This window comes from Exiguobacterium sp. UBA5002, from assembly GCF_002396765.1.
In the GTDB taxonomy this organism is placed as follows: domain Bacteria; phylum Bacillota; class Bacilli; order Exiguobacteriales; family Exiguobacteriaceae; genus Exiguobacterium_A.
Window position 1 is genome coordinate 1 of record NZ_DGYQ01000032.1, and the last position, 22,856, is coordinate 22,856.

23 protein-coding genes are annotated in these 22,856 nt (G+C 47.8%); 11 read left to right on the forward strand and 12 right to left on the reverse strand.

The features are described 5' to 3' along the window. Positions 1 to 247: 247 nt before the first annotated feature. The 5 genes from B4C70_RS09580 to B4C70_RS09600 form a co-directional block, all read right to left on the reverse strand. On the reverse strand, positions 248 to 1,132 hold the full coding sequence (locus B4C70_RS09580) for an alpha/beta fold hydrolase (RefSeq protein ID WP_214729798.1): 885 nt from the start codon (positions 1,130 to 1,132) through the stop codon (positions 248 to 250). Positions 1,133 to 1,151: 19 nt separating this feature from the next. Beyond that, a complete protein-coding gene (locus tag B4C70_RS09585) occupies positions 1,152 to 1,598 on the reverse strand; it encodes a DinB family protein (protein ID WP_214729797.1) in 447 nt (148 codons plus the stop codon). Next, on the reverse strand, positions 1,591 to 2,109 hold the full coding sequence (locus tag B4C70_RS09590) for a GrpB family protein (protein ID WP_214729796.1): 519 nt from the start codon (positions 2,107 to 2,109) through the stop codon (positions 1,591 to 1,593). Before B4C70_RS09590 ends, B4C70_RS09585 begins: the two co-directional genes overlap by 8 nt. Positions 2,110 to 2,210: 101 nt before the next feature. Next, the gene (locus tag B4C70_RS09595; RefSeq protein ID WP_214729795.1) at positions 2,211 to 2,948 is read right to left on the reverse strand and encodes an acetoacetate decarboxylase; all 738 of its coding nucleotides are present in this window, start codon (positions 2,946 to 2,948) and stop codon (positions 2,211 to 2,213) included. A gap of 13 nt (positions 2,949 to 2,961) precedes the next feature. After that, a complete protein-coding gene (locus B4C70_RS09600) occupies positions 2,962 to 3,981 on the reverse strand; it encodes a ketopantoate reductase family protein (protein WP_290778821.1) in 1,020 nt (339 codons plus the stop codon). Positions 3,982 to 4,157: 176 nt separating this feature from the next. Between B4C70_RS09600 and B4C70_RS09605 the strand changes: the two genes are divergently transcribed. Together B4C70_RS09605 and B4C70_RS09610 are read left to right on the forward strand one after the other, a co-directional pair. After that, complete coding sequence (locus B4C70_RS09605) at positions 4,158 to 5,096, forward strand: IS30 family transposase (protein WP_290778824.1); 939 nt, start codon at positions 4,158 to 4,160, stop codon at positions 5,094 to 5,096. A gap of 45 nt (positions 5,097 to 5,141) precedes the next feature. Next, entirely contained in the window at positions 5,142 to 6,023 is an 882-nt protein-coding gene (locus tag B4C70_RS09610; protein ID WP_047395991.1) for a LysR family transcriptional regulator, read from the forward strand. 38 nt (positions 6,024 to 6,061) lie between these two features. Here B4C70_RS09610 and B4C70_RS09615 read toward each other — a convergent pair whose 3' ends face one another. The 3 genes from B4C70_RS09615 to adhE form a co-directional block, all read right to left on the reverse strand. Beyond that, the gene (locus B4C70_RS09615; RefSeq protein WP_290778829.1) at positions 6,062 to 8,776 is read right to left on the reverse strand and encodes a bifunctional 2',3'-cyclic-nucleotide 2'-phosphodiesterase/3'-nucleotidase; all 2,715 of its coding nucleotides are present in this window, start codon (positions 8,774 to 8,776) and stop codon (positions 6,062 to 6,064) included. 459 nt (positions 8,777 to 9,235) lie between these two features. Beyond that, positions 9,236 to 10,636 carry a hypothetical protein gene (locus B4C70_RS09620; protein WP_214729791.1) on the reverse strand — a complete coding sequence of 467 codons (1,401 nt, stop codon included), beginning with the start codon at positions 10,634 to 10,636 and terminating at the stop codon, positions 9,236 to 9,238. A 190-nt stretch (positions 10,637 to 10,826) separates the two neighbouring features. After that, positions 10,827 to 13,421, reverse strand: a complete 2,595-nt coding sequence (gene adhE, locus B4C70_RS09625; protein ID WP_214729790.1) for a bifunctional acetaldehyde-CoA/alcohol dehydrogenase — start codon at positions 13,419 to 13,421, stop codon at positions 10,827 to 10,829. A 336-nt stretch (positions 13,422 to 13,757) separates the two neighbouring features. Between adhE and B4C70_RS09630 the strand changes: the two genes are divergently transcribed. From B4C70_RS09630 to B4C70_RS09670, 9 genes are all read left to right on the forward strand, one after another. Next, positions 13,758 to 14,309 (forward strand): beta-class carbonic anhydrase, encoded by a 552-nt coding sequence (locus tag B4C70_RS09630; protein ID WP_290778834.1) that lies wholly within the window; start codon positions 13,758 to 13,760, stop codon positions 14,307 to 14,309. 317 nt (positions 14,310 to 14,626) lie between these two features. Next, positions 14,627 to 15,946, forward strand: coding sequence for a Na+/H+ antiporter family protein (locus B4C70_RS09635; RefSeq protein ID WP_290778864.1), 1,320 nt, complete (start codon positions 14,627 to 14,629; stop codon positions 15,944 to 15,946). Positions 15,947 to 16,069: 123 nt separating this feature from the next. Further along, positions 16,070 to 16,663, forward strand: a complete 594-nt coding sequence (locus B4C70_RS09640; RefSeq protein WP_023467894.1) for a DedA family protein — start codon at positions 16,070 to 16,072, stop codon at positions 16,661 to 16,663. A 58-nt stretch (positions 16,664 to 16,721) separates the two neighbouring features. Continuing rightward, entirely contained in the window at positions 16,722 to 17,603 is an 882-nt protein-coding gene (locus B4C70_RS09645) for a hypothetical protein (RefSeq protein ID WP_290778837.1), read from the forward strand. 163 nt (positions 17,604 to 17,766) lie between these two features. Then, positions 17,767 to 19,137 carry an amino acid permease gene (locus tag B4C70_RS09650; RefSeq protein ID WP_290778840.1) on the forward strand — a complete coding sequence of 457 codons (1,371 nt, stop codon included), beginning with the start codon at positions 17,767 to 17,769 and terminating at the stop codon, positions 19,135 to 19,137. A 336-nt stretch (positions 19,138 to 19,473) separates the two neighbouring features. Continuing rightward, entirely contained in the window at positions 19,474 to 19,677 is a 204-nt protein-coding gene (locus tag B4C70_RS09655) for a hypothetical protein (RefSeq protein ID WP_290778842.1), read from the forward strand. Continuing rightward, complete coding sequence (amaP, locus tag B4C70_RS09660; protein WP_290778845.1) at positions 19,631 to 20,008, forward strand: alkaline shock response membrane anchor protein AmaP; 378 nt, start codon at positions 19,631 to 19,633, stop codon at positions 20,006 to 20,008. The genes B4C70_RS09655 and amaP overlap by 47 nt, the downstream gene beginning before the upstream one ends. 20 nt (positions 20,009 to 20,028) lie before the next feature. Then, positions 20,029 to 20,235 (forward strand): DUF2273 domain-containing protein, encoded by a 207-nt coding sequence (locus tag B4C70_RS09665; protein WP_029341361.1) that lies wholly within the window; start codon positions 20,029 to 20,031, stop codon positions 20,233 to 20,235. A gap of 53 nt (positions 20,236 to 20,288) precedes the next feature. Next, complete coding sequence (locus tag B4C70_RS09670; protein WP_290778848.1) at positions 20,289 to 20,726, forward strand: Asp23/Gls24 family envelope stress response protein; 438 nt, start codon at positions 20,289 to 20,291, stop codon at positions 20,724 to 20,726. A 56-nt stretch (positions 20,727 to 20,782) separates the two neighbouring features. Here B4C70_RS09670 and B4C70_RS09675 read toward each other — a convergent pair whose 3' ends face one another. The 4 genes from B4C70_RS09675 to B4C70_RS09690 all read right to left on the reverse strand — a co-directional run. After that, complete coding sequence (locus B4C70_RS09675) at positions 20,783 to 21,070, reverse strand: ABC transporter permease (RefSeq protein WP_290778850.1); 288 nt, start codon at positions 21,068 to 21,070, stop codon at positions 20,783 to 20,785. Then, positions 21,067 to 21,549 carry an ABC transporter permease gene (locus tag B4C70_RS09680; RefSeq protein ID WP_290778853.1) on the reverse strand — a complete coding sequence of 161 codons (483 nt, stop codon included), beginning with the start codon at positions 21,547 to 21,549 and terminating at the stop codon, positions 21,067 to 21,069. The genes B4C70_RS09675 and B4C70_RS09680 overlap by 4 nt, the downstream gene beginning before the upstream one ends. A gap of 1 nt (position 21,550) precedes the next feature. After that, positions 21,551 to 22,474 (reverse strand): ATP-binding cassette domain-containing protein, encoded by a 924-nt coding sequence (locus tag B4C70_RS09685; protein ID WP_290778856.1) that lies wholly within the window; start codon positions 22,472 to 22,474, stop codon positions 21,551 to 21,553. Between the two features lie 106 nt (positions 22,475 to 22,580). Continuing rightward, positions 22,581 to 22,856: hypothetical protein (locus tag B4C70_RS09690; RefSeq protein WP_290778859.1), on the reverse strand; the 276-nt coding region annotated here is incomplete at its 5' end.

Sequence of the window (22,856 nt, forward strand, 5' to 3'; positions counted from 1 at the left end):
TCTCTGACAGCGCATAATGCGCTTTTTCCTGTAGGAGTGGCGTGTGACGCGTCATTCGTCATTCTTTGTAGATACTAGCTTTAGAGTCAGCTCCGTCAGATATTCCGAAGCACAAGAAAAGAAACTTTTTTCCGCTCGGAATTTCTTTTTAGGGAAATACAAGCAGGAGCGACCTTGCAACGAAATGTACCGGCGCGATGCTTGTCCCAGGAAAACGATTCGAGCGAAACGAAAAAGCGTAACCTTACTACTGACTTTGAATCGGTAAATCCCATGTCGAGCCAATCAAATCCGTGATCCGCTCCGCTGCCTCGTGTGAAAATCCGGCGATCGTGTAATGATTCGTATCTGCAATCACATGATACATTCCGTTCGGTAAACTGTCAGCGAACGCAGCGTGAGCCGCATTGATTTGTTCGGTCAATGCCGGGTTCAACCAACTTTCTGGCATACCACCCGCCCAGTTCGAAGCGGACAGGACGAGGACCGGCTGCGTCACGTCTTCGATCAACGAAAGAATCATCTGATTGTTCTCCTCGACCGTTCGCCATTCATCGAGCGTTCCCTGCCAATGCCCAGGTGCCGCAAAATGCTGCCACATCGGTAATTGATCGGCTTCCGGTAAGACACTGAACATCTTTTTGCCGAGACGATCAGGAATCATCCAGGCGATCGGTCGGACGTGACTAAGGAAATAGAGGAATCGATTCCACTCCTCTTGTGTTCGTTCGTACCAGTTCGGCAATGCCGCATCGACATCCGGGTGCGACGGATCGAGCAAGACGATGCCGCGTGTCTCGTCTGCAAACAGGCGTCCACTTGCAAGGGAGATATAAGCTCCGAGCGAGTGACCGATGAAGACATAGGGTCCTTCGACTTGAAGTATCCGTAAAACATCTGCCAACTCATCCGCTTGATGTGTAAAGAGTCGTTTGTTTTTGCCACGACTCGACCGCCCATAACCGAGACGCGAATATTCAAAGACCCGCCCCCGTTTCAATAATTCAGTTCGGAGCCAGCCCCACTGATGCCGATTCGACATCATCCCGTGATCGAGGACGAATGTGACGTCCCCACTTCCCGTCAACCGGGTATCAAATCGACCGGCTGATGTTTCGACGATATATTCCATACACTATCCCTACTTCCATTCATTCAAATAACGAGATCTCTAGTTCGTACCCAAGGATGTTCAAGTAATCAAATAACTGGGATCGATGATGATAGAGATGCACGGCTGCTTCGATCGCCCAGCCGTTCATCGAGTCGGTAACCTCCCAGTACGTCGGACGCGTCAAAAATCCGATTGTGACTTTTTCTTGATAGACCCGAAAGGCTTGATTGATTCGCTCTGATAACTGATTGCACATGACCGGTTCCGCATAAAATGCCTGCATCGCTTCTGCCGTTGCTCCTTCTGCGAGCATTAAATCGGCTTCAAGCAATACAGCAAGATGGACGGCGACTTCACCGACGGTCCGCTTCCCGGGGATCGGTTGCGCGTTCCAGTCCTTTGCTTCGATCTTCTCAAACAAGACTTTCGACGTCTTTACACCAACACTGACATGGCGAATGAGAGCACGTTCCCAGTCAGTCATGCGCGTTCCCCCAAGCAATTGCGCGGAGTTCGAGTTCCTTGACGAACGCATCCTTGCCGGCGATATAGGCTTCGATATCGAACGGATATGTTGTCGCTAATTGTTCCTTTAATGCTCCGTAAGCAGCGGCTTCTTCTGGATGGGTACGTAAGTAATCCCGGAAGACGAGATGACGCATGATTTCTGGATTTCCCGCCGCATAGAGATGGATGTGATGCGTCCGTTCGTCGCCGCCTTTTCGGTAATAGCGGCGTCCCGGCATGCCGAATTCACCCTTCGCTTCGTAACCGAGTGCTTTCATCGGTTCATCAAACTGCTCGATTCCCTCGAGCGCATCGACGACAGGCAGGATATCGATGATCGGTTTTGCCGCGAGTCCTGGAACTGATGTACTTCCCATATGATGGATTTGCTTAAGACGTACTCCGAACACCTCCCGTAATCGGTCCGCTTCTCGCTCGTATTCACTCGCCCATTCTGATTGATACGGTAACACAATGACTTGTCGCATGATCGTCTCCCCCTCTCATCTCAGTATGCCAGTTTTTAGGGTAAAACAAAACGACCATCCGTTTTGGAGGTCGTTTTGCTACATATGATGTTAGAGAAGTGTTAGTCCTTTAGATAATCAAACAGTTTCGCAGGTCCACCGAGTCGGAGATCAGCGATGATATGCTGAGCATCGACGACCTTTCGAACAGGGAAGTCAGCGAGTGGTGCCATGACATGTTCAAACAATTGAAGCCGAGCCGGTCCACGATATGCTTCTTTAATCTCAAGATCCGTGATTTGACTGCGTGTCAGTTCAGAGATGATCAACTCCCCTTGATAACCGCGATGCTGTTTGAGCATGAACTGCGGCGCACCGATGATCGATTGTGCTTCTTCGACTGCCATCGGAACATACTTGTATCCCATCGTCGCTTGGGCGACACGGAGTGAATGGTAGTCAAGCGTTCCAACGAGTACATCATTGTCGAGATAAAGCCGGGGTGAACCATACTTCTTCGGAAACGCAGCCACTTCACGACCAGAGGCGATCGCCGGCTGATTGTTGACATACATCGAGAGGTAAAACTCACCGACCTCTCCTTGATACCGAACCGGAATGACTTGCCCGCACTCGAGATAACTCCCAAGACCCGTGCTATCCGGCATGTTGATGATCTCAAACTTGATCTGATTACTCAGCACCTCGAGCGGTTCCGGAACGACTGCTTGTAAGGCTTCGATGTCCGTCTCATAGATGATGTTCAAGTATTCCCGATTCCGAAAGAAGATATCGACCGCCGGAAAGACCGGTGCATTGATCGGTGTCGCGACGATATTTTTTACATCTTCCTGTCTCATCTGAATCCCTCCTTCATGCGTTTAACAATGCGGCAAAGCGTGCGACACTTGTTTCAAAATTTGGAACCGTCTTCGCTGCTTGCGCTTCTTCGACGATTTCTTGAATGAGTGAGTTGAATGGTGTTTTGATATCGTATGTGTTGCCATACATCATGACGATCCCATTGATGAAACGAATTTCGGTCGGTTGCCCTTTTTGTAAGTCCTGCAACATGCTTGCTTCTAAGTCACGCGACCCGTGCATCAATTGTGGCACGGTGCTCAGTTTTTCATCGATAGCGTCTAGTGTTGCGTAAGCTGCCGGCTCAAACGTACTCATCGGTGCGAATATGATGCCGTGGGCGTGACCGACTTCAACGACTTCCTGCATCGTATGGATCGCTGCCCGTAACAAGACCGGATGATCGAGAACGTCGCCATACGTACCGTTACACGCAGCGGATAACCCACTAAACGTACTATTGATGACGAGTTTTGACCATTTCGTTCCCGGTAGATTATCAGAGATTTCCGTCCCACCGATGTGATCAAGGATTTCCTTCAAGTGAATGATTCGGTCCGTCTTCTTGCCGTCCAGTTCACCGATTTGCATCGCATACGTCTTGAAGTGCTCGTAATCCGATGTCAGACGTGACTCACCTGGTCCGACGTATGTCGCTCCGAACTCGACGGATCCCGCAATGATACGTTCGCGTGGAATCTGTTGTTGAATGAATTCTTCTGGTACACCGTTTTGTAAGGAGACGAGAATACCGTCTTCCTTCAAAATCGTCCGGACTTTCGCCAGGACCGGTTCATTGTAGACCTGTTTCGTCAGCAACAATACGATATCGTACATCTCCGTGATGTCATCCGGATGCATCGCATGGACGGCTTGCGTCAAATCTGGTCCAATGACATGCGCGCCTGTTGTGTTTAGCGCTTCGATATGTGCGCGATTCGTATCGATCAGATCGACACCCGCATACTGTTGACTCAAATAAGCTCCCATGATGGTTCCTAGTGATCCTGCTCCGTAAATTCCGATTTTCATATCTATCACCTCTGGTATTTACGATATACTGGTTTCATCATAAACAGAAATATATATATTTATATATTTGACGAATTGTAATATTAAGTGCAACACCTAGCTGAAAACACAAAAAAAACCCATAACGACCTCGTGTAGAATAGAGTTACCACACCAAATTCAACGGAGGATTCGTTATGAGCTATGTTCATCTTACCACATCAGAAAGAGTCAAAATAGAGACATATCTCGAGCTAGGTTTTTCTATCCGAAAGATTGCTGGACGCCTAGGGCGTCAACCTTCTACGATTTCACGAGAATTGAAACGAAATCCTCACTATGATTCTTCCCATGCCGACAAGCGTTATGTGGAGCGGAAAAAGAAGTGCGGTGCACGGACAAAGTTTACGATCGAAAAAGGAGTTCGCATCCTCGAAAAGTTACGAGAGACCTGGTCCCCTGAACAGATTGCCGGACGATTATTCCAAGACGAAGGGCTCTCGTTCAAGACCATTTATCGTTGGATTTATATGGGCCTCGTCGAGGCCGATTCTGGACTCCTCCGACAAAAAGGAAAGCGTCAGAAACCACGTGAGACGCGTGGACGCTTCAACGTCGGACTGCCGATCAGTAAACGTCCGGCTGACGTCAAAGCGCGTCAAACGTTCGGACATTGGGAGCTTGATACTGTTGTCTCGGGTAGAGGGAAATCTAAAGCCTGTGTCGCAACGTTCGTCGAGCGAAAGAGCCGCTTCTATCTCGCTGTACCGATGGAAGATCGGTCCGCTCAATCGATGGAGTCTGCGATTCAAGCATTGCATCTTTACTTCCCGTTGGGAACGTTCCAAACTGCGACGACAGATCGTGGAAAAGAGTTTAGTTGTCATGAACGAATTCGTGACACGTTAGGCGTACCGATGTATTTTGCGGATCCGTATTCTTCTTGGCAGCGTGGGAGTAACGAGAACGCCAATGGTCTTCTCCGTGAATTTTTCCCGAAGGGGACAGATTTCGGAAAGGTCAGTCGTACTGAACTCGCTCAAGCGCTCGCCTGGATCAATGGGAGACCGCGAAAATGTCTCAACTGGAAAACTGCATACAAGGTCTTCACAGAAGAAGTGTTGCACTTAATTTGACAAACCGTCATTTTAATAACCTATAGGTTATGTTAGGAGGATATCATGGAACTCTTACATTTGAATTATTTTCGTCACGTCGCGGAGGAATTGAACGTGACGCGTGCTGCCGAACGATTATTCATCAGCCAACCCGCCCTCAGTGCGACGATCAAAAAACTAGAACGTGAATTGAACACGACGTTGTTTCATCGAAAAGGCAGAACGATCAGCTTGACCGACAATGGACGACTTCTGCTGCAATCAGTCGAAAAAATCGAACACGAGCTGACACGGGTCCAGGAACGCATGGCGCGAAATGATGCCTCTACCGAAACACCACTCAGTCTTGCCAGTTCGCACGGTCGCTTCATCCAATTAATCCTACGGGAATTTCTCTTGCCGCAGACTGCGCCTTTGTTCAACTCGGACATCCTCTCGAATCGCGACATTTTAAGTGGCCTGCTCCATCAAGAATTCCATTTCTCGATCAGCTTCATGGAACTCAAGCATCCGCTCATTACGAGCGAACCGATCGTGGAAGAGGAGATTGTCATCACCTATCCTGCTTCCTATTCAGAGAAAGAAGCGATCACGGCGCTCTATGCGGACGCAACGGAGACTGCCTTTTTATTTCCCTCTCACAATAAGGATTACAACCGCTTCATCCAATTGAAGATGGCGGAACTGAACATTTATGCCGATACCACGCACTATATTGATGACGTCTCGCTGCAACTCGCCTTACGTCAGCAACGGTATTTCAGCTTCGTTCCTGTCTCCGTCTGTCGCGAGATGGGGCTACCCTTCATTACGGACGATGTGTTTACCGTTACGTCACGACTCTACATGTCGCACGTGACGAACCAATTAACAGTCGAGCAAGCAACCATCTATGAACGCATTAAACGGTTTCTGCTCTCACAACGCACATATCTAGCCAAATAAAAACGGATGTCTGCATGTGCAGACATCCGTGTGACATATTACTTCGTGATGAAGTAGCGTGATTGATCGAGATGATCTTTCGCTGTATAGATGTTGAGTTTGTACGAGCCGTTCGTCAATGCCTTACGCATCTTCAAGACATAGTTCCCGTGCTGATCCGCCACGTCTTGAGCGATCAATTGATAACCAGATTCTGTTTTTTGGTAGAGGCGGACGATTTGTCGTTTTTCGACTTTACCTGTCAACGTCTTTTTGCCTGACCATTTTTTGACCGGATACGTGTTCTTAATCGTGAACGACGCCTTTTTCGTGATCTTGTTCGAGATGTCTGTCGACTTGACCGTGTACGTACCTGTCGTTAGACCGTTCTTGACCGCAATCTTGAAGCCGCTTGCCGTCGTTTTCGCTTTCGCGATTTTCGTTGATCCTTTATAGAGCGTCACGTCAAGACCTTCCGTTGCTTTACCGCGGAGGACCGTTGAACCGTAGACTGCTGACTTTTTATCGATCGCTGGTGTCGCAACGACGCCTGTTCCGACTGTGACGTTCGTTTCTGTCTTCATGAAGCTGAGTTCCGAGACGATCGTCAACTTGTCACGCAATTTGAGCGGACGTGTCACGACTTCGTATTGACCCGCTTCGTTTGCTGTTGCTGTACCGAGGACTTTATCGCCAAGTTTAACTGTGATTGTTGCGCCCGGAACTGCCTGACCAGTAACGACTTTCGCACCTGGTTTAACTGCTTTTGCTGAGACCGTGAAGTCTTTCATCGGCACGTTCATGTTGAATTTAAGGAAGGTACCTGTCTCACCTGGACGTGTTTCACCTGTGTTCGTGATTCCTTCATACCGCTTGACGTACGGTGCAGCTGCAACCGCTGAATCAAAGCTGACCGTCATCGGCTTACTTGCGACGAGTGACCAGTTGTCATCGGCTTTATAATCAACCGGTTGTTTCGCTTTGATATAGTCCGAGATGACATTACGTGTTTCGTAAGCCGATTTGTAGACGATATTTTGACCTTTCCCAAGACCCGGGAACGTCGCACTGCCTGCGCGGTAGTTGTTCGTCGCGACAAGGAATTCTTGATCGTCTGCGATCGCTTTGCCTTGATACTTGATGTTTTGGACGCGATTTGCGTCTTTATTGACGACGACACCGTTAAAGTCGAACTTCGCTGGTTTCGTGATATCGATTTCATACGTCAATCCATCGAGGATATCAAAGTTATAGCTACGGAATTCTTTATTCAACAACTCTGTCTGCTCACCGCCGACTTGGTTGAATTGACCCGCAGACATCTCGAGCCAGTCTTTGACGTCAGCACCTGTTACTTTGACGACTTCGAGTGTATTCGGATAAACATAAAGATCGGCGACGTTCTTGAGTGCGATTGGTCCTTTTTTGATCAACGTGTAATCGGATGCGTTGACCTGGTTACGACCACCTGTCTTGAATGGTGCACCTGCTGACAACAACGGGAGATCTTTATATTTTGCAAGATCGGCATTTTCTTTGAGTTGTTTCTCGACATACCATTTCTGAGCGTTCGTTACGAACTGAACGGAATCATCGTCTTGCGCGAGAGCGAAGAAGCTTTGGATATCATCATTGATCGTCCCGACTTCTTGACGAATGTAAGCGAGCGTTCCTTCATGTGCTTTTTCGATCAACTTGACAGCACCGGCATCTGCTGTCGTGTCTTTCGTTACGTCCGCTAGTTTAGCGCCAGACGTATCAACGACCCATTTCCCGTCGACTTGCTTCAACTGAAGATCGATGACTCCGACGTTTTTCCCTTGTGTGTTCGCCATGACGACCGGTTTGCCATTGATTAGACCGTTCGTAGCATCAACGTTCGGCAGTTTGTTGAACGCTGAATCGGCTGCTGGGAACTTCCCGTGCTGATGACCTGTCATCAAGACATCGATGTCTGCGACTTTCGTCAACGCGTAGCCAACGTTCTCATCGCCATCTTTTTGATCCGTCGTATCCCCGATCCCTGTGTGTGCGAGTGCCACGACGACGTCTGCGCCAGCATCTTTTAATTTCTTAGCTGTTGCTTTAGCAGTCGGGATGATATCTTCAGCCGTGACTTTCCCCGTCAGGTTCCCCGCATCCCATGCCATGATTTGTGGCGTGACGACTCCGAACACACCCACTTTGACTGTTTTCATGTCACCGTTCTGATCCTTGACTTGACGTTCGATGATTTGATAGTCTTTTCCATCTTTGTTGTAGTCCGCGACGATTGGCTTTTTCGTGACTGCATCCAATACGTTCGAGTTGACGAACTTGATTGAACCGCTCGAAGCACTCATCGCTGACTTGAGGAAATCAAGACCGAAGTTGAATTCATGGTTTCCGAGCGTGACCGCATCATAACCGAGGTATTCCATCAATTCATACATCGGATGTTTGCCTTTGTTTCCTTTGTCATACTGATTCTTGACGTAATCACCGAATGGCGTTCCTTGAAGTGTATCTCCGTTATCGAACAAGAAGCTATTCGTAACGCCCACTTCAGCTTGTTGCTTTTTGATGACTGTAGCCGCTTTGACGAGACCAATCGTTTCGTCCTGCGCATCCTTGAAGTAATCGTAGTTCATTGAGTTCGTATGTAAATCCGTTGTTTCTAAGAAGCGTAACTTGACGACACTGTTGTCGGCAGCAAGTGTCTTGACTTGAACGACTGGTACGAGCATCGGTGCGATCAATGTCGACGCGATGACGAGTTTCGTTGCTTTTTTCATATGGATTTCCCCCCAGGATGTTTTGACTGCTTCATTAATTTAGCATGGTTCGATTATAGCTAATAGTCCTTTCAAATAGGTCGGACATCCGTCTTATTTAACCTACTTAACCAATTCCAAATACTGGCTTAACATTGTTGATTTTCCCTTTACAAATCAAGTTTAAATGGTAAAAAAAGGTGTTTTACATCGTTGTATGATTCATACAAAAAAAACGATACTTTATCAAGATTTAGTCCTGAAAAAGTATCGTTTCAATTAATGTAAAACGTATCTGTTCATTCTCGACTCCTATAGGAAAAGAAAGCACGCGCTTCGCTTTCGTCAGGGTCAGGTTCGGCCCGTGAAATGAAGCTTAAGATTCCATGGCTTATCTCTCGACTGTAGAAAGCAAGAATGAGTTACAGCAACGTTCGTCGTCTGGATTCATGGTGCATGAGCTTCATCACTCCACGTCCCTTAAACCGTTTTCTCTGGTTTCCGTCGGACGACATAACCAAGAATTCCGACAAGTAACGCAAGACCTGCAGCGTAGAGTACCGTCCAGCCTGCCGTCTGTTGAGCGAACTCGAATAAGACGTCACTGCGCCATTTCATCGCGAACTGAACGTATGAAGCTTGACTGACGATGAAGCTGATGACACCGATCGCGATCGCAAAGACGAACGGATCGATGATCGACTTGAAGCTTCGGATACTACAGACAAAGTAGATCGCGAACGTTACGAGCAACAGCACCCAGTACGCACTCTCACTCGAGACATTCGGTGGCGTCGCTCCTGCCGATTCCGCATCAATTACTTGGATCGTCTGCCGTGCGACACCGTAATCAACCGGATCGAGCTTCAATTGTGTTGCTGACAAATCCGGACGTTCTCCACCGAGTAACGTCAACAATTGTTCTGTCACCCGGTCCGTGTCGATTCCATCGACGACTTTTTGGATCGAGTCATTGAGCTGATCCGTTGAGGTCTCCCCGTTCAACATCGAGACCGGGATTTCCGCATTCGCTCCAAGGACGTCTGCTTGATACACGACCTGACCGCCGTGGATCCAGTCGTACATCCCGCCACTTCCGGCGTTCAGACTCGCGACGGTGAGTGCCGTCCGTAGTGAGGAATCGCCGTCATATTCCGCTTCGTCCTGTACCGTAAAGACGAGTTGAAGTGTACTTGCGAGCATCAAAATCAGCAAGCTGGCACGACCGGCAGCTGTCAGACCAGATAACTTTTGCGGGAAGAACGCCATCCAACCAAGCAAACTGACGACGAGAAGCGGTAGGATCCCACTCATCGCATAGCCGTCTTGTAACGAGAGGAACGGCACGTCGTTTCCGCGTCCGGCAAGGACGAACCAGATGATTCCGACCGTTAAGAAGAAACTGATCGATCGAATCGTCCACCCGAGACGACTCGCCTTAATCCGTAACACTAAAAATAACAAGACGATCAAACCGATGCCAAAAACGGAATAGAGTAACGTGCCGTAAGAGACATCGAACGTAAGTGGTGCAAGGACCTGTTTTAAGTCAATCCCAAACAACGATAAGACGTCGCCGGCAGAACTCGCATCGAGCACCTGATTGATGATTCCTTCCCGGACCGCGCTCGGCATCGTGATCGATAGCCCGCCGACGAACAAGAGCATGAGAGAGACCGTGATGTCTGCATCTTTCCAGGAGACGTCCGCCTGTTGCATCTGCGTCACGAGATCCTGATAGTCTGAGGATGAGGTGATTTGTGAAGTCAAAAATGCCATCACACCATAGATGACACCGAAAAAGATGAGACCGATGAGGACGCCAAACAGGACATCCCAGACGGAAAACCGTCGTTGTTTCCTTTCTTGCCTTGACTCCATCCCATTTCCTCCTTTTTATGTCTGATGTTTGAATATTCCTGCTACAGCGAAACCAAAAACATGAAATTCATTCAACAGCCATTATATCCCACTTTTTCTCTGACTGTCTCCACTGATTCCCAAAACAAAAACCGGCTTCTCACAGTGAGAAGCCGGTTGAACGATCAGGTGCCATGGTATTTTTCTCTATTTAGATGCCTTCGTATGCTTGTTCCATGATCGTCCGTAACTCAGCGACAAGCGGCATCTTCGGATTCGCTGTCGTACATTGATCCTCGAAAGCATCGACTGCCATCTTGTCGAGTTTTGCCTCGAAGTCTGCTTTTTGAATGCCTTGCGCCTTGAATGACATCTTGATGTTGAGACGTTGTCCAAGATCAGCAACGGCTTGGATGAGGGATTCGACCCCTTGCTCCGTCGTTGCTGCCGGAAGACCGAGGTAGCGTGCGATGTCGGCATACCGCTCATCCGCAACGAATGATTCATATTTCGGGAATGCTGCTAGTTTTGTTGGACGTGACGCGTTATAGCGAATGACGTGTGGCATCAGGATCGCATTCGTCCGTCCGTGTGGCGTGTGGAACTCGCCACCGATTTTGTGTGCGATCGAGTGGTTGATGCCGAGGAAGGCGTTCGCGAATGCCATCCCTGCCATTGTTGACGCATTGTGCACTTTTTCGCGTGCTTCGGCGTCTGATCCGTTAGCATATGCTCGTGGCAAGTAGTCGAAGATCATCTTGATTGCTTTGAGTGCCAGTCCATCCGTGTAGTCGTTCGCAAGCACCGAGACGTATGCTTCTGTCGCATGCGTCAAGACATCCATTCCGGTATCAGCAGTGATTGAAGCTGGGACGGTCATGACGAATTCTGGATCAACGATTGCGACGTCTGGTGTCAACGCATAGTCAGCAATCGGGTATTTGACGTTTTTCTCTTTATCCGTGATGACGGTGAACGGTGTTACTTCTGAACCCGTACCAGAAGTCGTTGGAATCGCGACGAACTTCGCTTGACGACCGAGTGTCGGGAATTGATACGCCCGTTTGCGGATATCGAGGAATTTTTGACGTAAGTTTGAGAACGTTTCGTTCGGTTGTTCATAGAAGAGCCACATTCCTTTTGCAGCATCCATCGCTGAACCACCACCGAGAGCGATGATCAAGTCAGGTTTGAAGTCACGCATCGCTTGAGCACCCGTCTGAACAGTCGTCACCGATGGATCTGGTTCGACTTGGTCAAAGATCCGGTAACTGACGGACTGTGGCAAGTTTTGAATCACTTTATCGGCATACCCGAACTGTACCATCGTTGGATCCGTGACGATCATGACGCGTGAGACGTCAGTCATCGACCGCAAGTACTGAACAGAGTTCTTTTCGAAGTAGATTTTTTCAGGAACCTTGAACCATTGCATGTTCACGCGTCGTCTCGCCACCTTTTTGACGTTGAGTAAGTGTTTCGCTGTCACGTTTTCAGAAACAGAGTTTTTCCCGTATGATCCGCAACCGAGTGTCAGTGATGGTGTCAACTCGTTGTACAGATCACCGATTCCGCCGTGAGCAGATGGGCTGTTAACGAGGATCCGGCAGGCTTTCATGCGGAGTCCGAACGCTGTCATCAAGTCATCATTCGTCGTATGAATGACAGCTGTATGACCGAGACCTCCGATTTCAAGCATTTGTTCAGCAATCGTGAACGCTTCTTCGGTTGATGCGACGCGGTACGCACCGAGGACCGGACTGAGTTTTTCATGAGACAATGGTTCTGCTGCCCCGACGTGCTCGAGTTCCGCGACGAGCATGACCGTTGTTTCCGGAACGTCGATGCCGGCTTTTTCTGCGATCCATGTCGCAGGTTTCCCGACGATGTCCGCGTTGACGGCACATGTATCGGTTTTGATGACGAGTGATTCGAGGCGTTGTTTTTCTTCCGGTGTACAGAAGTAACAACCGAGTGCTTCCATTTCCGCACGAACTGTCGCATAAATCTCTTGGTCGACGATGACGGCTTGTTCAGACGCACAAATCATCCCGTTATCAAACGTTTTTGAGAGAACGAGATCGCTGACTGCCCGTTTGACTTTCGCAGACTGTTCGATGTAACACGGAACGTTCCCTGGTCCAACACCGAGTGCCGGTTTACCAGTTGAATACGCTGATTTGACCATTCCTGCTCCACCTGTCGCAAGGACCATGGCGATTTTTTCATGGTTCATCAAGACTTTCGTTGCTTCAAGTGATGGTTCTTCCACCCATTGAATACAGTCTTTTGGTGCCCCGGCTTTGATGGCTGCGTCACGGAGTGTTTTCGCTGCTTCAACGGAACAACGTTGTGCCGATGGATGGAACGCGAAGACGATCGGGTTGCGTGTCTTGATCGCAATCAATGCTTTGAACATCGTCGTTGATGTCGGGTTCGTGACCGGTGTGACACCACAGACGACACCAACCGGTTCAGCGATATAGGTGATGCCGTTTTGGACATCTTCTTCGAGAATCCCGACCGTTTTTTCATGACGTAGACTATTGTAGATGTATTCTGTCGCAAAAATGTTTTTAATCATCTTATCTTCAAAGACACCGCGTCCCGTCTCTTCTGCTGCGAGACGAGCGAGTTCGACGTGCCGTTCAAGTCCGGCAAGTGCCATATCCCGGACGATCGTGTCGATTTTTTCTTGATCGAATGTCAGTAATTCTTGTAATGCACGTTGCCCTTTTTCAACGATTTGCCCAACTGCTTGTTCGACCGGCGTTGCCGTCGATTTTGTTTTTTCTTTCACAGCCATGAGTGGTTTCCTCCCTGTCGTGGAACGAATCTGAGTTTGATTTGCCAACCATTATGTCAGGAATGCCAAGCTGTTTTTCAATAGTTTGTGCTTTCCTTCACAAATCAATCATAACCCCTTTTTCTTGTTTTGTGCATGACCATCCTGTGAATTCCCTCACACCTTTGATAGCGTTTACAACTGTTTTAAATTCTTCTTTTTTATCGTTTTGCTTCATGTACATGGATGTGTGCGATTTGTCACACCTTGCATTTTCGTGACTTGATAGCCGTTTCATCATCTTGTATTCTGATATGGGGTACATATTAAGAGCTACCACTAAAGGAGGACACTTGAATGTCAGTTGTACAGGAAATGCTAGCCTTCAACGAGCGATTCGTCGCCGAAAAACAGTATGAACAGTTCGTCTCGGATAAGTTCCCAGACAAAAAGGTCGTCATCCTGACGTGTATGGATGCCCGCTTGACGGAGCTCCTCCCACACGCACTTGGTCTTAAGAACGGGGATGCGAAGATCATCAAAAATGCCGGTGCTATCCTATCGCACCCATTCGGTTCCGTCATGCGCTCGATTCTCGTCGCGTTGTATGCTCTTGGTGCTGAAGAAGTCGTCGTCATCGGTCACCACGACTGCGGAATGAGCACGATTGATCCTAACCACATGATCAGTGAAATGAAGGATCGGGGCATCGACCAACAGATTCTTCACACACTCGAAGTATCCGGGGTTGATTTGAATCAATGGTTGCGTGGTTTCACGTCAGTTCAAGAAAGCGTCGCTCACTCGGTCAGCCTCGTGAAGAACCACCCATTACTACCACCTGGGACGAACGTTCACGGACTCGTCATTGATCCAGGGACTGGTAAACTTGACGTCGTCGATTGCTGATCACTCTTTTTTATAGAAGAAACGCAAATAGACTCGCATATTCTATTCCGTCTTAAACTAAAGAAAACGTGCCATATTTTCTCGTAACGGAGAAGGATGGCACGTTTTTCGTATGAATTATATTCAGTGATCAACACGCTTCTCACTTCACGCTCAGGGGTATAACAGAATATATCATCTTGTGGAGAGCTAATAAGCGTACCATTCATCTTTTGATTACGAGGTCAGACTTTTACTCTTGACAGCATTCCAACATCGCTGTAAGATACTTCAGTATAGTACAGTGATAACAAAAGAAAGTGTGGTTTTACTGAATGATAAACGCCGTATTGTTTGCCGTCTTTTTACTGTTTATTTTAGCGATCTTCCGCGTCCACATCGTGCTCGCGATGGTCATCAGTGCGTTTGCCGGTGGTCTCGTCGGTGGTCTTGATTTAACGAAAACAACCGAAGCGTTTGCCGGTGGTCTTGGTGACGGGGCAGAAATCGCCCTGAGCTACGCGTTGCTTGGCGCCTTTGCCGTTGCCCTCTCGAAAACGGGCTTACCGGATGCACTCGCTCACTCTTTGATTGCACGCTCGCGTGGTAACGCAAATGCCGCTTCCGTCAAAAAATTAAAAGGCTTCATCTTGTTTGCGATTCTTTTGCTTGCGATCAGTTCACAAAACGTGTTGCCGATCCACATCGCTTTCATTCCAATCATCATTCCGCCGCTTCTTGGTCTCTTCAATCAATTGAAGATGGATCGACGCCGGATTGCGATCATCATGACGTTTGGTCTTGTGACACCATACATGTTCCTACCAGTTGGTTTCGGAGACATTTACCTCAACCAGATTCTATTAAAGAACTTGAAGGCAAATGGTCTCGATACAGCAGGAGCATCCGTCATCGAAGCGATGGCGATTCCAGCACTCGGGATGGTCGTCGGTCTCTTGATAGGTCTATACTCATATCGTAAAGAACGGACATATGAGATGCGTGACATCGCACCGGACGATTATGAAATCCCAGTCATCACGAAAACGAAGCTTGTCTTAAGTGGTATCGTCGTCATCGCGACATTGATCGTCCAACTGCAAACGGAGTCGATGATTCTCGCTGCGACGACGGGGTTGATTCTCTTCTTGCTGCTTCGTCTTGTTCGTTTCAGTGAAGCAGATGACGTCATTACACGCGGTATGCGCATGATGTCATTCATCGGTTTCGTCATGATTTCAGCGAACGGCTTCTCGAACGTCTTGCGTAAGACGGGCGATATCGAGCCACTCGTCGAGAATTCGAAAGCGTTGATGGGCGATTCACAACTCGTTGCCGCCTTTGTCATGCTCTTGATTGGTCTTCTCGTCACGATGGGGATCGGCTCGAGTTTCTCGACCGTTCCGATCATCGCTGCCATCTTCGTTCCACTTTGTATCCAGTACGGATTCAGCTTAGAAGCGACGATTGCCATCATCGGTACAGCCGGTGCGCTCGGTGACGCGGGTAGCCCGGCGTCTGACTCGACACTCGGACCAACGAGTGGTTTGAATGCTGATGGTCAGCACGATCACATGCGAGAAACGGTCATTCCGACGTTCCTGCATTACAACATTCCATTACTCATCTTCGGTACGATCGCTGCGGTCGTATTATAAAAACAAGACGGATTCGCTGTCATCGCGAATCCGTCTTTTGAATTGTCTCCGTTTTTTTCCTTTTCATTTCGTCGCCGGTTCTCTAAAATAAAGGAATGAACTGATACAAAGGAGTTGTCTAACGTGTTATCTCAAGTCGTCAACCAGATTTTACTTTCGCTTGCCGATCTCGGATATTTCGGCATCGCCCTCGGGTTGATGATTGAAATCATACCGAGTGAAATCGTCCTCTCTTACGGTGGATTCATGATTTCCCAAGGAACGATCGGCTGGCCGCTCGCCATCGTCGCTGCCGTCATCGGTGGATTATTCTCGCAATTATTCTTATATTGGTTCGCTCGCTACGGCGGTCGTCCCCTTATCCTGAAATATGGGAAGTATGTTTTGATTTCAGAGCATCACTTGGACTTAGCCGAGCGTTGGTTCTTGAAATATGGTCAAGGCGTCATCTTCGGAGCCCGTTTCATCCCCGTCGTTCGTCATGCCATCTCGATTCCGGCAGGTCTTGCTAAGATGGATCAAACGAAGTTTTCTCTCTATACGGTGCTTGCGATCATTCCGTGGTCAATTTTGTTCCTGTATCTTGGTGAAACGCTCGGAACGAACTGGCGCTCGATCAAAGAAGTAGCAGCACCTTATACGAACGGTGTCCTAATCGCTGCCGTTGTCTTGATCATCTTCTACGTTATCTACAAACGCCGTCAACGAACGGTTTGAACAACTAGCAGTCTGTCTGACGACGGACTGCTTTTTTAAACAAACAGGAGGTCCTGCCATGCTCACATCCCCACTTGCTCATTTTCCACTCCGTCGTTTGACTGCATCCTATCGGAACGGTAAGCCGGTCGCGACCGGTATCAGTGTCGACGGACACATCCTACTCGTTGAAGAGACATTGGATGAAGCGCGCGGTCGTACGGTTTTGTCGATCCATCAATTAAAGGACGAGTGGCGTAAGACGACGATCGTCGCTCAGTCAGAAACTGATTTCTCGTTCGTTGATCGTTTCCCGGACGGTCGGCTCCTGCTCGTCGCCTCACGCTGCGATGACGACATCGACGGCTCCTGGATGCCGAATGCATTCATTTATGATGTTCAAGGGCACTTACTCGATAGCTATTGTCTCGACGATGGGATTCAGAACGTTCAAATCGATGAACAAGGTCAGATCTGGGTCAGTTATTTCGATGAAGGCATTTACGCGGACGCAATGACGAGTTCAAACGGAGCGTTTGGTCTCGTTGCCTTCAACGACCGCGGTGAGGTCCAGTATAAAAATCGTCAATATCCAATCGATGACTGCTACGCTTTAAACGTTTGTTCGTCAAAGGAAGTCTGGTTTTTCTATTATTCCGATTTTCGCTTCGTCCGTATCAGTCAAGAGGATTTAGTCTGTGAAGCACCAACGATTGCTTTTTCCCAGTTTGCTCGTCATGGTGAATACCTTCTCGCTGCCGATCACGAGGATGTCCAATTATTAAAGCGGGATGAGACTATCTTTCAGCCGATTCGCTCGATTCGATTCATGACTGAACAGGGTGAAATCCTGTCAGGTGACCTTACAATGCGTCAAGATTTGATTGTTTTATCTACCTCGAATCAGTTATTTTTCGGTAAGTTGGAACGACACCTTCCGGCTTTGATTGCCAACGAATGAAAGCTGTTACACAATAGTTTCATGAATTTCTGATTTTTGAAAACCTCATTTCAAATTTTCAAAAAGACTAGCCGAGTTCTATCTGAGGATAGTATACTCAGCGTTATAGTTATTTGGACAAGTTGTCTGAACATTATGACGTCACAGAATTTTTTTGGGGGAAATGATGAGTTCGAATTTGAAACGAGATTTAACAGCACGACAGGTACAAATGATTGCACTCGGAGGAACGATCGGGGTCGGTCTTTTCCTTGGAGCATCGAGTACGATTGCTTGGACGGGACCATCTGTCTTACTCGCGTACATGCTAGCAGGAGTCTTTATCTTTTTTATCATGCGGGCACTTGGTGAGATGGTCTACACCCATCCTCACAGTGGTTCGTACGCAAAGTTCGCAAACGACTATATCCATCCAGCAGCTGGCTTCTTGACAGCAAGCAGTAATATCTTCAACTGGGTCGTCGTCGGGATGAGTGAAGTCATCGCTGTCGGAACATATTTACGCTTCTGGTGGCCGGAACTACCGACTTGGATTCCAGGCGTCGTCGTCATCATTCTCTTGACGCTTGCGAACCTTGCTTCCGTCAAGATGTTCGGCGAACTCGAGTTTTGGTTCGCCTCAATCAAGGTAATAACGATTCTTCTCATGATCGTCGCTGGACTTGGAATCATCTTCTTTGGTCTAGGAAATGACGGAAATCCGGTCGGCTTCTCGAATCTTTGGGCGAATGGTGGATTCTTCACGAATGGTTTCACCGGCTTCTTCTTTGCGCTCTCGATCGTCTTCGCCTCTTATATCGGTGTTGAGTTGATCGGCGTGACAGCTGGAGAAACGAAAGATCCAGAGAAGAACATTACGAAGGCGATCAATGGTGTCGTCTGGCGAATCTTGATTTTCTACGTCGGCTCTATCTTCATCATCGTCACGGTGTATCCGTGGAATGAGTTGTCGGATCTCGGCAGTCCGTTCGTTGCGACATTCGCTAAGGTCGGTGTCACGATTGCTGCCGGTATCATCAACTTCGTCGTCATCACGGCCGCTTTATCCGGTTGTAACTCCGGGATCTTCAGTGCAAGCCGGATGATCTATGCATTGGCTGAAAAAGGACAAGTACCGTCCTTCTTCTTGAAAGTCAATAAACGTGGCATTCCATTCTACACGGTCTTCGCGATTTCAATCGGGATTTTCTTCGGAGTCATTCTCGATATCACCTTGCCACTCGTTCTCGGGAAGGATACGAATATCTTCGTGTATGTCTACAGTGCTTCGGTACTGCCAGGGATGGTGCCATGGTTCGCGATTTTAATCAGTCATATTCGGTATCGTAAACTTGAAAGCGAACGGACAGCCTCACATCCGTTCAAGATGCCAGGTGCGCCGTTGACGAACTATCTGTCGATCGTCGCGCTGGTGACAGTGCTCGTCGGGATGTTGTTCAACGATGAGACACGTGTCTCGATCTTAATCGGAGTCGCTTTCTTGATTTTAAGTACGGTCTATTACATCGTAAAAGTACCGAAAGTCGAAAAATAAACGTTTATCTCTCCTCTCATGACCGCATGAGAGGAGTTTTTTGTTGGAGATGATTTTCTATATTGACATTGAATACTATTCATGATAGATATTTTTTCGCAAACGCTTAAACCTTTAGGACATTGTAACATTCTTGATTTCAGTACATAAAGCCGTATTTTATCTACTATTTTTCTAATAAATAGATAATTTTTCAGAATAAATAGTCTTTTTATTTGAAATGTATTTCCATTTTTCGAGTTCGTTTGAGCGGGAATATCCTCACCATACACATAATATTTCATGTGTAGAACAATCACGTTAAAACATTTTAACGACAGAAAGGAGAGATGTAACATGAACGGATTCAATCGTTTCCTACTCGTCCTGATTGGCATTCTCGGTTTAGTCAGCGTCGGTCTTCTTGTACTCGGCGTCTATGATGTTCCACGACTCAGTCCTTTGATTGAACAGTGGCAAGATCAACAATGGTATAGCTACACGATTTTATCACTTGCTAGCATTCGTATTTGTCATTCTATTATTCACTGGACTATTTAGTCGTTCAAAAGGACAACGTCTCCTGATTCAAACCGGTGACGGGAATATCACGATCTCTAAGCGAACGATCGAACGAACGGCACTCGAGTCAATTCGCGGTATCAACGGCGTACGTTCGCCACGCGTCAACGCGGACATTCACTCGAAAAAAGAAACCGTAGCGTTAGAAGTCGACTGTTTCGTCTTCGGTCAAGAAGGCTTGCCGACAATCGGCAAAGACATTCAAGAACGTGCCAAGAACGCGGTCGAATCGTTGCTCGAACTACCTGTCACAAAAACACGCGTCCGAATCAGTGACACGAAGACAAAAACGTCTGAACGTGTCGTCTAAGATACGAGAGGAGGAAGATCATGAAAACGAGCGAAGCACTTCGTCCGTATCGCTACCGTCTACTCGGCGGGCTAGTCGGACTGATCCTCGCCATCTTGTTCTTAACGATCGGTTTTGGACCGACGTTGTTGATCATCGTATTCGCAACAATCGGTTACTTGATTGGTCAGTGGCGGGATAATGCGCTTGATGTTGAAGGATGGATTCAGTTCTTTCAGCGGGATTGAGCATATAGAAAATAAAAAAATCATTCAACTCACACTAAAAGGAGAAATTTCTCATGGCTAACGAAATCAACACTAAACAAAACGAAAACGAATTAGTACGCGAAAACAAACTCACATTCGAAGATCAAGTCATTAAAAAAATCGCTGGTATCGCATCAAATGATGTCAAAGGCATCCTCTCAATGAGCGGTGGCTTCATGAGTGGATTGACAAATCGTTTCCGGAGCACGGAAGACATCACAAAAGGCATTGACGCAGAAGTCGGCGAACGACAAGTCGCACTCGACTTAAAAGTCATCGTCGAGTACGGTAAAAACATTCCGTCCATCTTCCAAGACGCTGTAACGAAAATCAAAAAATCAGTCCATGATATGACAGGACTCGATGTCATCGAAATCAATATGCATGTCGAAGATGTCATGACACGTTCTGAGTTCGACGCAAAAAGCAAATCGTCGAAAGAAGAGGAAGAAAAACGCGATTTGAAATAAGACAATCAACTAGATAACCGCATGAAATGGACCCACTTAAAAACGGGTCCATTTTTTTACTTTTTCAACGCTCCGCGTGCGTTCAACGCAGCAAAGATCACCATCGCAATGCTAAGAACAGCAGCGACGATCAAACCTTGCCAATAAACCGACCAATCAATCTCCGAACGGGTTAACACACTGCGCATCCCTTCCATGATATAGGTCGTCGGATTGATCGTCGCAGCAATCTTGAGCCATTCGGCTTCAATCAAGTCTTTCGGCACAAACGTCGTCGACAGGAAAATCAGCGGAAAGAATAAGAGCGTTCCGGCTTGAGCGGCTTGCGTATTCCGTGTCTTCAAAGCGACACCGACCGAGTAACCGGCAAAGGCGAGTCCAATCCGAGCGCGAGTAAAATCGTCAAGAAAAAGCCGCTGACACCGACTGGAATCGATAGACCAAGCAAAAAGGCCATCCCGAAAATCAGTAACGTTTGAACGAATAATTGCAACATCCCGGCAAGCATCGGTCCGAGGACGATCGCGGTTCGCGAGACCGGTGTCAATAATAGTCGTGCGAAGTAACCACTCTCGATATCCTTGACGAGTGCTTGACCGGCTCCCCCGGCTCCACCAACAGCACCCGAGACGATTGAAACTGGCAGAATGAAGTTCAAATAATCGACGCCGTCGAACTGCGGTAAATTCGAGATTCCAGACAAACCACTCGTGTAGACGAGCAAGAAGAAGACACTGATGATCAAATTCGGAATGAAGGAAAACGGATTACGTAACGTGACGAGTAGACTCCGACGCATCAAAAACCACGTTTCCCGTATCATGTCACGATTCCTTCTTATAAGCTTGTCCGGTTAAACGAATGAAGACATCATCAAGCGACGGTTGTTTGACGACGAGTGACGTCGCAACCATCTTCCGTTCGTCGAGAAAACGGACGACCGCGCGCAGTGTCTCCGTTCCCCGCGAAGGAATGACGAGGCGATCCTTTTCCTGACGACCGGCAAACGTCTCTAAGACGATTCGTTCGTTCTCTTTTTCCGCAAGTGTCAATTCAATCCGTTCTTCTCCGTTTGCTGCCTTCAGCTCAGCTGCCGTTCCTTCGGCAATCAGTTGCCCTTCATTGATGATCGCGATCCGGTCTGCTAGCTGATCGGCTTCTTCCAAGTACTGAGTCGTCAAAAAGATCGTCGTTCCGAAATCTTCGTTTAATCGTCGGACCTCGTTCCAGATTTGTACACGGCTCGCGGGGTCGAGTCCTGTCGTTGGTTCGTCAAGGAACAAAACAGTCGGTTGATGGACGAGTGTCAAAGCGAGGTCAAGCCGACGTTTCATCCCACCGGAGTAAGTGCCAGATCGACGCTGACCGTCTTGATCGAGTCCGACGAGCTGCAACAATTCTTCTGCCCGTTTCTTAGCTTCCGTCTGACTTAATCCAAATAATTTTCCTTGTAGGACGAGTAACTCAAGACCGGTCAAATCTTCGTCGATGCCGGTATCTTGTAAGGCAACTCCAATTTGCAAGCGGACCTGTTTTTCTTGTTTGACGACATCAAATTCCTGAATCGTCGCCCGACCTCCGGAAATCGGAATCAACGTCGTAAGCATCTGGACAGTCGTCGATTTCCCGGCCCCGTTCGGTCCAAGAAAGGCAAAAATCTCCCCTGCCTGAACGTCGAACGAGATGCCTTTGACAACATCCTTCCCATCGTACGTCTTCGTCAAGTTCTCGACATGAATCATCTTCATTCCTTCTTTCCCTGAATTCAAAGTCATGTCCAAGATTTTCCCGTTTTTTCTGATCTCGAATCAAAAAAAGACATCTGATTCGATGCCTTGATTCAAGCTTTAACGATTATGCTACAATCTGATACACGCCGTACAAGACGCTAGCAGATACTACATGCGTTGTGACGATCGACACCAGCATCATCGTTAATCCGATTCCTGTTAATCGAACGGCTCGTGCTAACGCGAGACTAAACGAAAGCACTGTACCACTCGCAAGTACAATCGCCCCTGCGAATAACAATGTAGGATTGATCCATGCATCTCCGATGACGATCCATCCATAAGTGATACAGGCAAAAAGAACGGTCATAATGAGCCATTGATATGCTCCCCAAAAAGT

What these genes read in the sequence shown, in the direction of transcription:
- B4C70_RS09630 (WP_290778834.1), top strand. Translation starts at nt 13,758, where the DNA reads ATGTCAGTTGTACAGGAAATGCTAGCCTTCAACGAGCGATTCGTCGCC.
- B4C70_RS09665 (WP_029341361.1), top strand. Translation starts at nt 20,029, where the DNA reads ATGAAAACGAGCGAAGCACTTCGTCCGTATCGCTACCGTCTACTCGGC.
- B4C70_RS09645 (WP_290778837.1), top strand. Translation starts at nt 16,722, where the DNA reads ATGCTCACATCCCCACTTGCTCATTTTCCACTCCGTCGTTTGACTGCA.
- B4C70_RS09605 (WP_290778824.1), top strand. Translation starts at nt 4,158, where the DNA reads ATGAGCTATGTTCATCTTACCACATCAGAAAGAGTCAAAATAGAGACA.
- B4C70_RS09670 (WP_290778848.1), top strand. Translation starts at nt 20,289, where the DNA reads ATGGCTAACGAAATCAACACTAAACAAAACGAAAACGAATTAGTACGC.
- adhE (WP_214729790.1), bottom strand. Translation starts at nt 13,421, where the DNA reads ATGGCTGTGAAAGAAAAAACAAAATCGACGGCAACGCCGGTCGAACAA.
- B4C70_RS09580 (WP_214729798.1), bottom strand. Translation starts at nt 1,132, where the DNA reads ATGGAATATATCGTCGAAACATCAGCCGGTCGATTTGATACCCGGTTG.
- B4C70_RS09600 (WP_290778821.1), bottom strand. Translation starts at nt 3,981, where the DNA reads ATGAAAATCGGAATTTACGGAGCAGGATCACTAGGAACCATCATGGGA.
- B4C70_RS09585 (WP_214729797.1), bottom strand. Translation starts at nt 1,598, where the DNA reads ATGACTGACTGGGAACGTGCTCTCATTCGCCATGTCAGTGTTGGTGTA.
- B4C70_RS09680 (WP_290778853.1), bottom strand. Translation starts at nt 21,549, where the DNA reads ATGATACGGGAAACGTGGTTTTTGATGCGTCGGAGTCTACTCGTCACG.
- B4C70_RS09615 (WP_290778829.1), bottom strand. Translation starts at nt 8,776, where the DNA reads ATGAAAAAAGCAACGAAACTCGTCATCGCGTCGACATTGATCGCACCG.
- B4C70_RS09610 (WP_047395991.1), top strand. Translation starts at nt 5,142, where the DNA reads ATGGAACTCTTACATTTGAATTATTTTCGTCACGTCGCGGAGGAATTG.
- B4C70_RS09620 (WP_214729791.1), bottom strand. Translation starts at nt 10,636, where the DNA reads ATGGAGTCAAGGCAAGAAAGGAAACAACGACGGTTTTCCGTCTGGGAT.
- B4C70_RS09650 (WP_290778840.1), top strand. Translation starts at nt 17,767, where the DNA reads ATGATGAGTTCGAATTTGAAACGAGATTTAACAGCACGACAGGTACAA.
- B4C70_RS09595 (WP_214729795.1), bottom strand. Translation starts at nt 2,948, where the DNA reads ATGAGACAGGAAGATGTAAAAAATATCGTCGCGACACCGATCAATGCA.
- B4C70_RS09590 (WP_214729796.1), bottom strand. Translation starts at nt 2,109, where the DNA reads ATGCGACAAGTCATTGTGTTACCGTATCAATCAGAATGGGCGAGTGAA.
- B4C70_RS09655 (WP_290778842.1), top strand. Translation starts at nt 19,474, where the DNA reads ATGAACGGATTCAATCGTTTCCTACTCGTCCTGATTGGCATTCTCGGT.
- B4C70_RS09685 (WP_290778856.1), bottom strand. Translation starts at nt 22,474, where the DNA reads ATGAAGATGATTCATGTCGAGAACTTGACGAAGACGTACGATGGGAAG.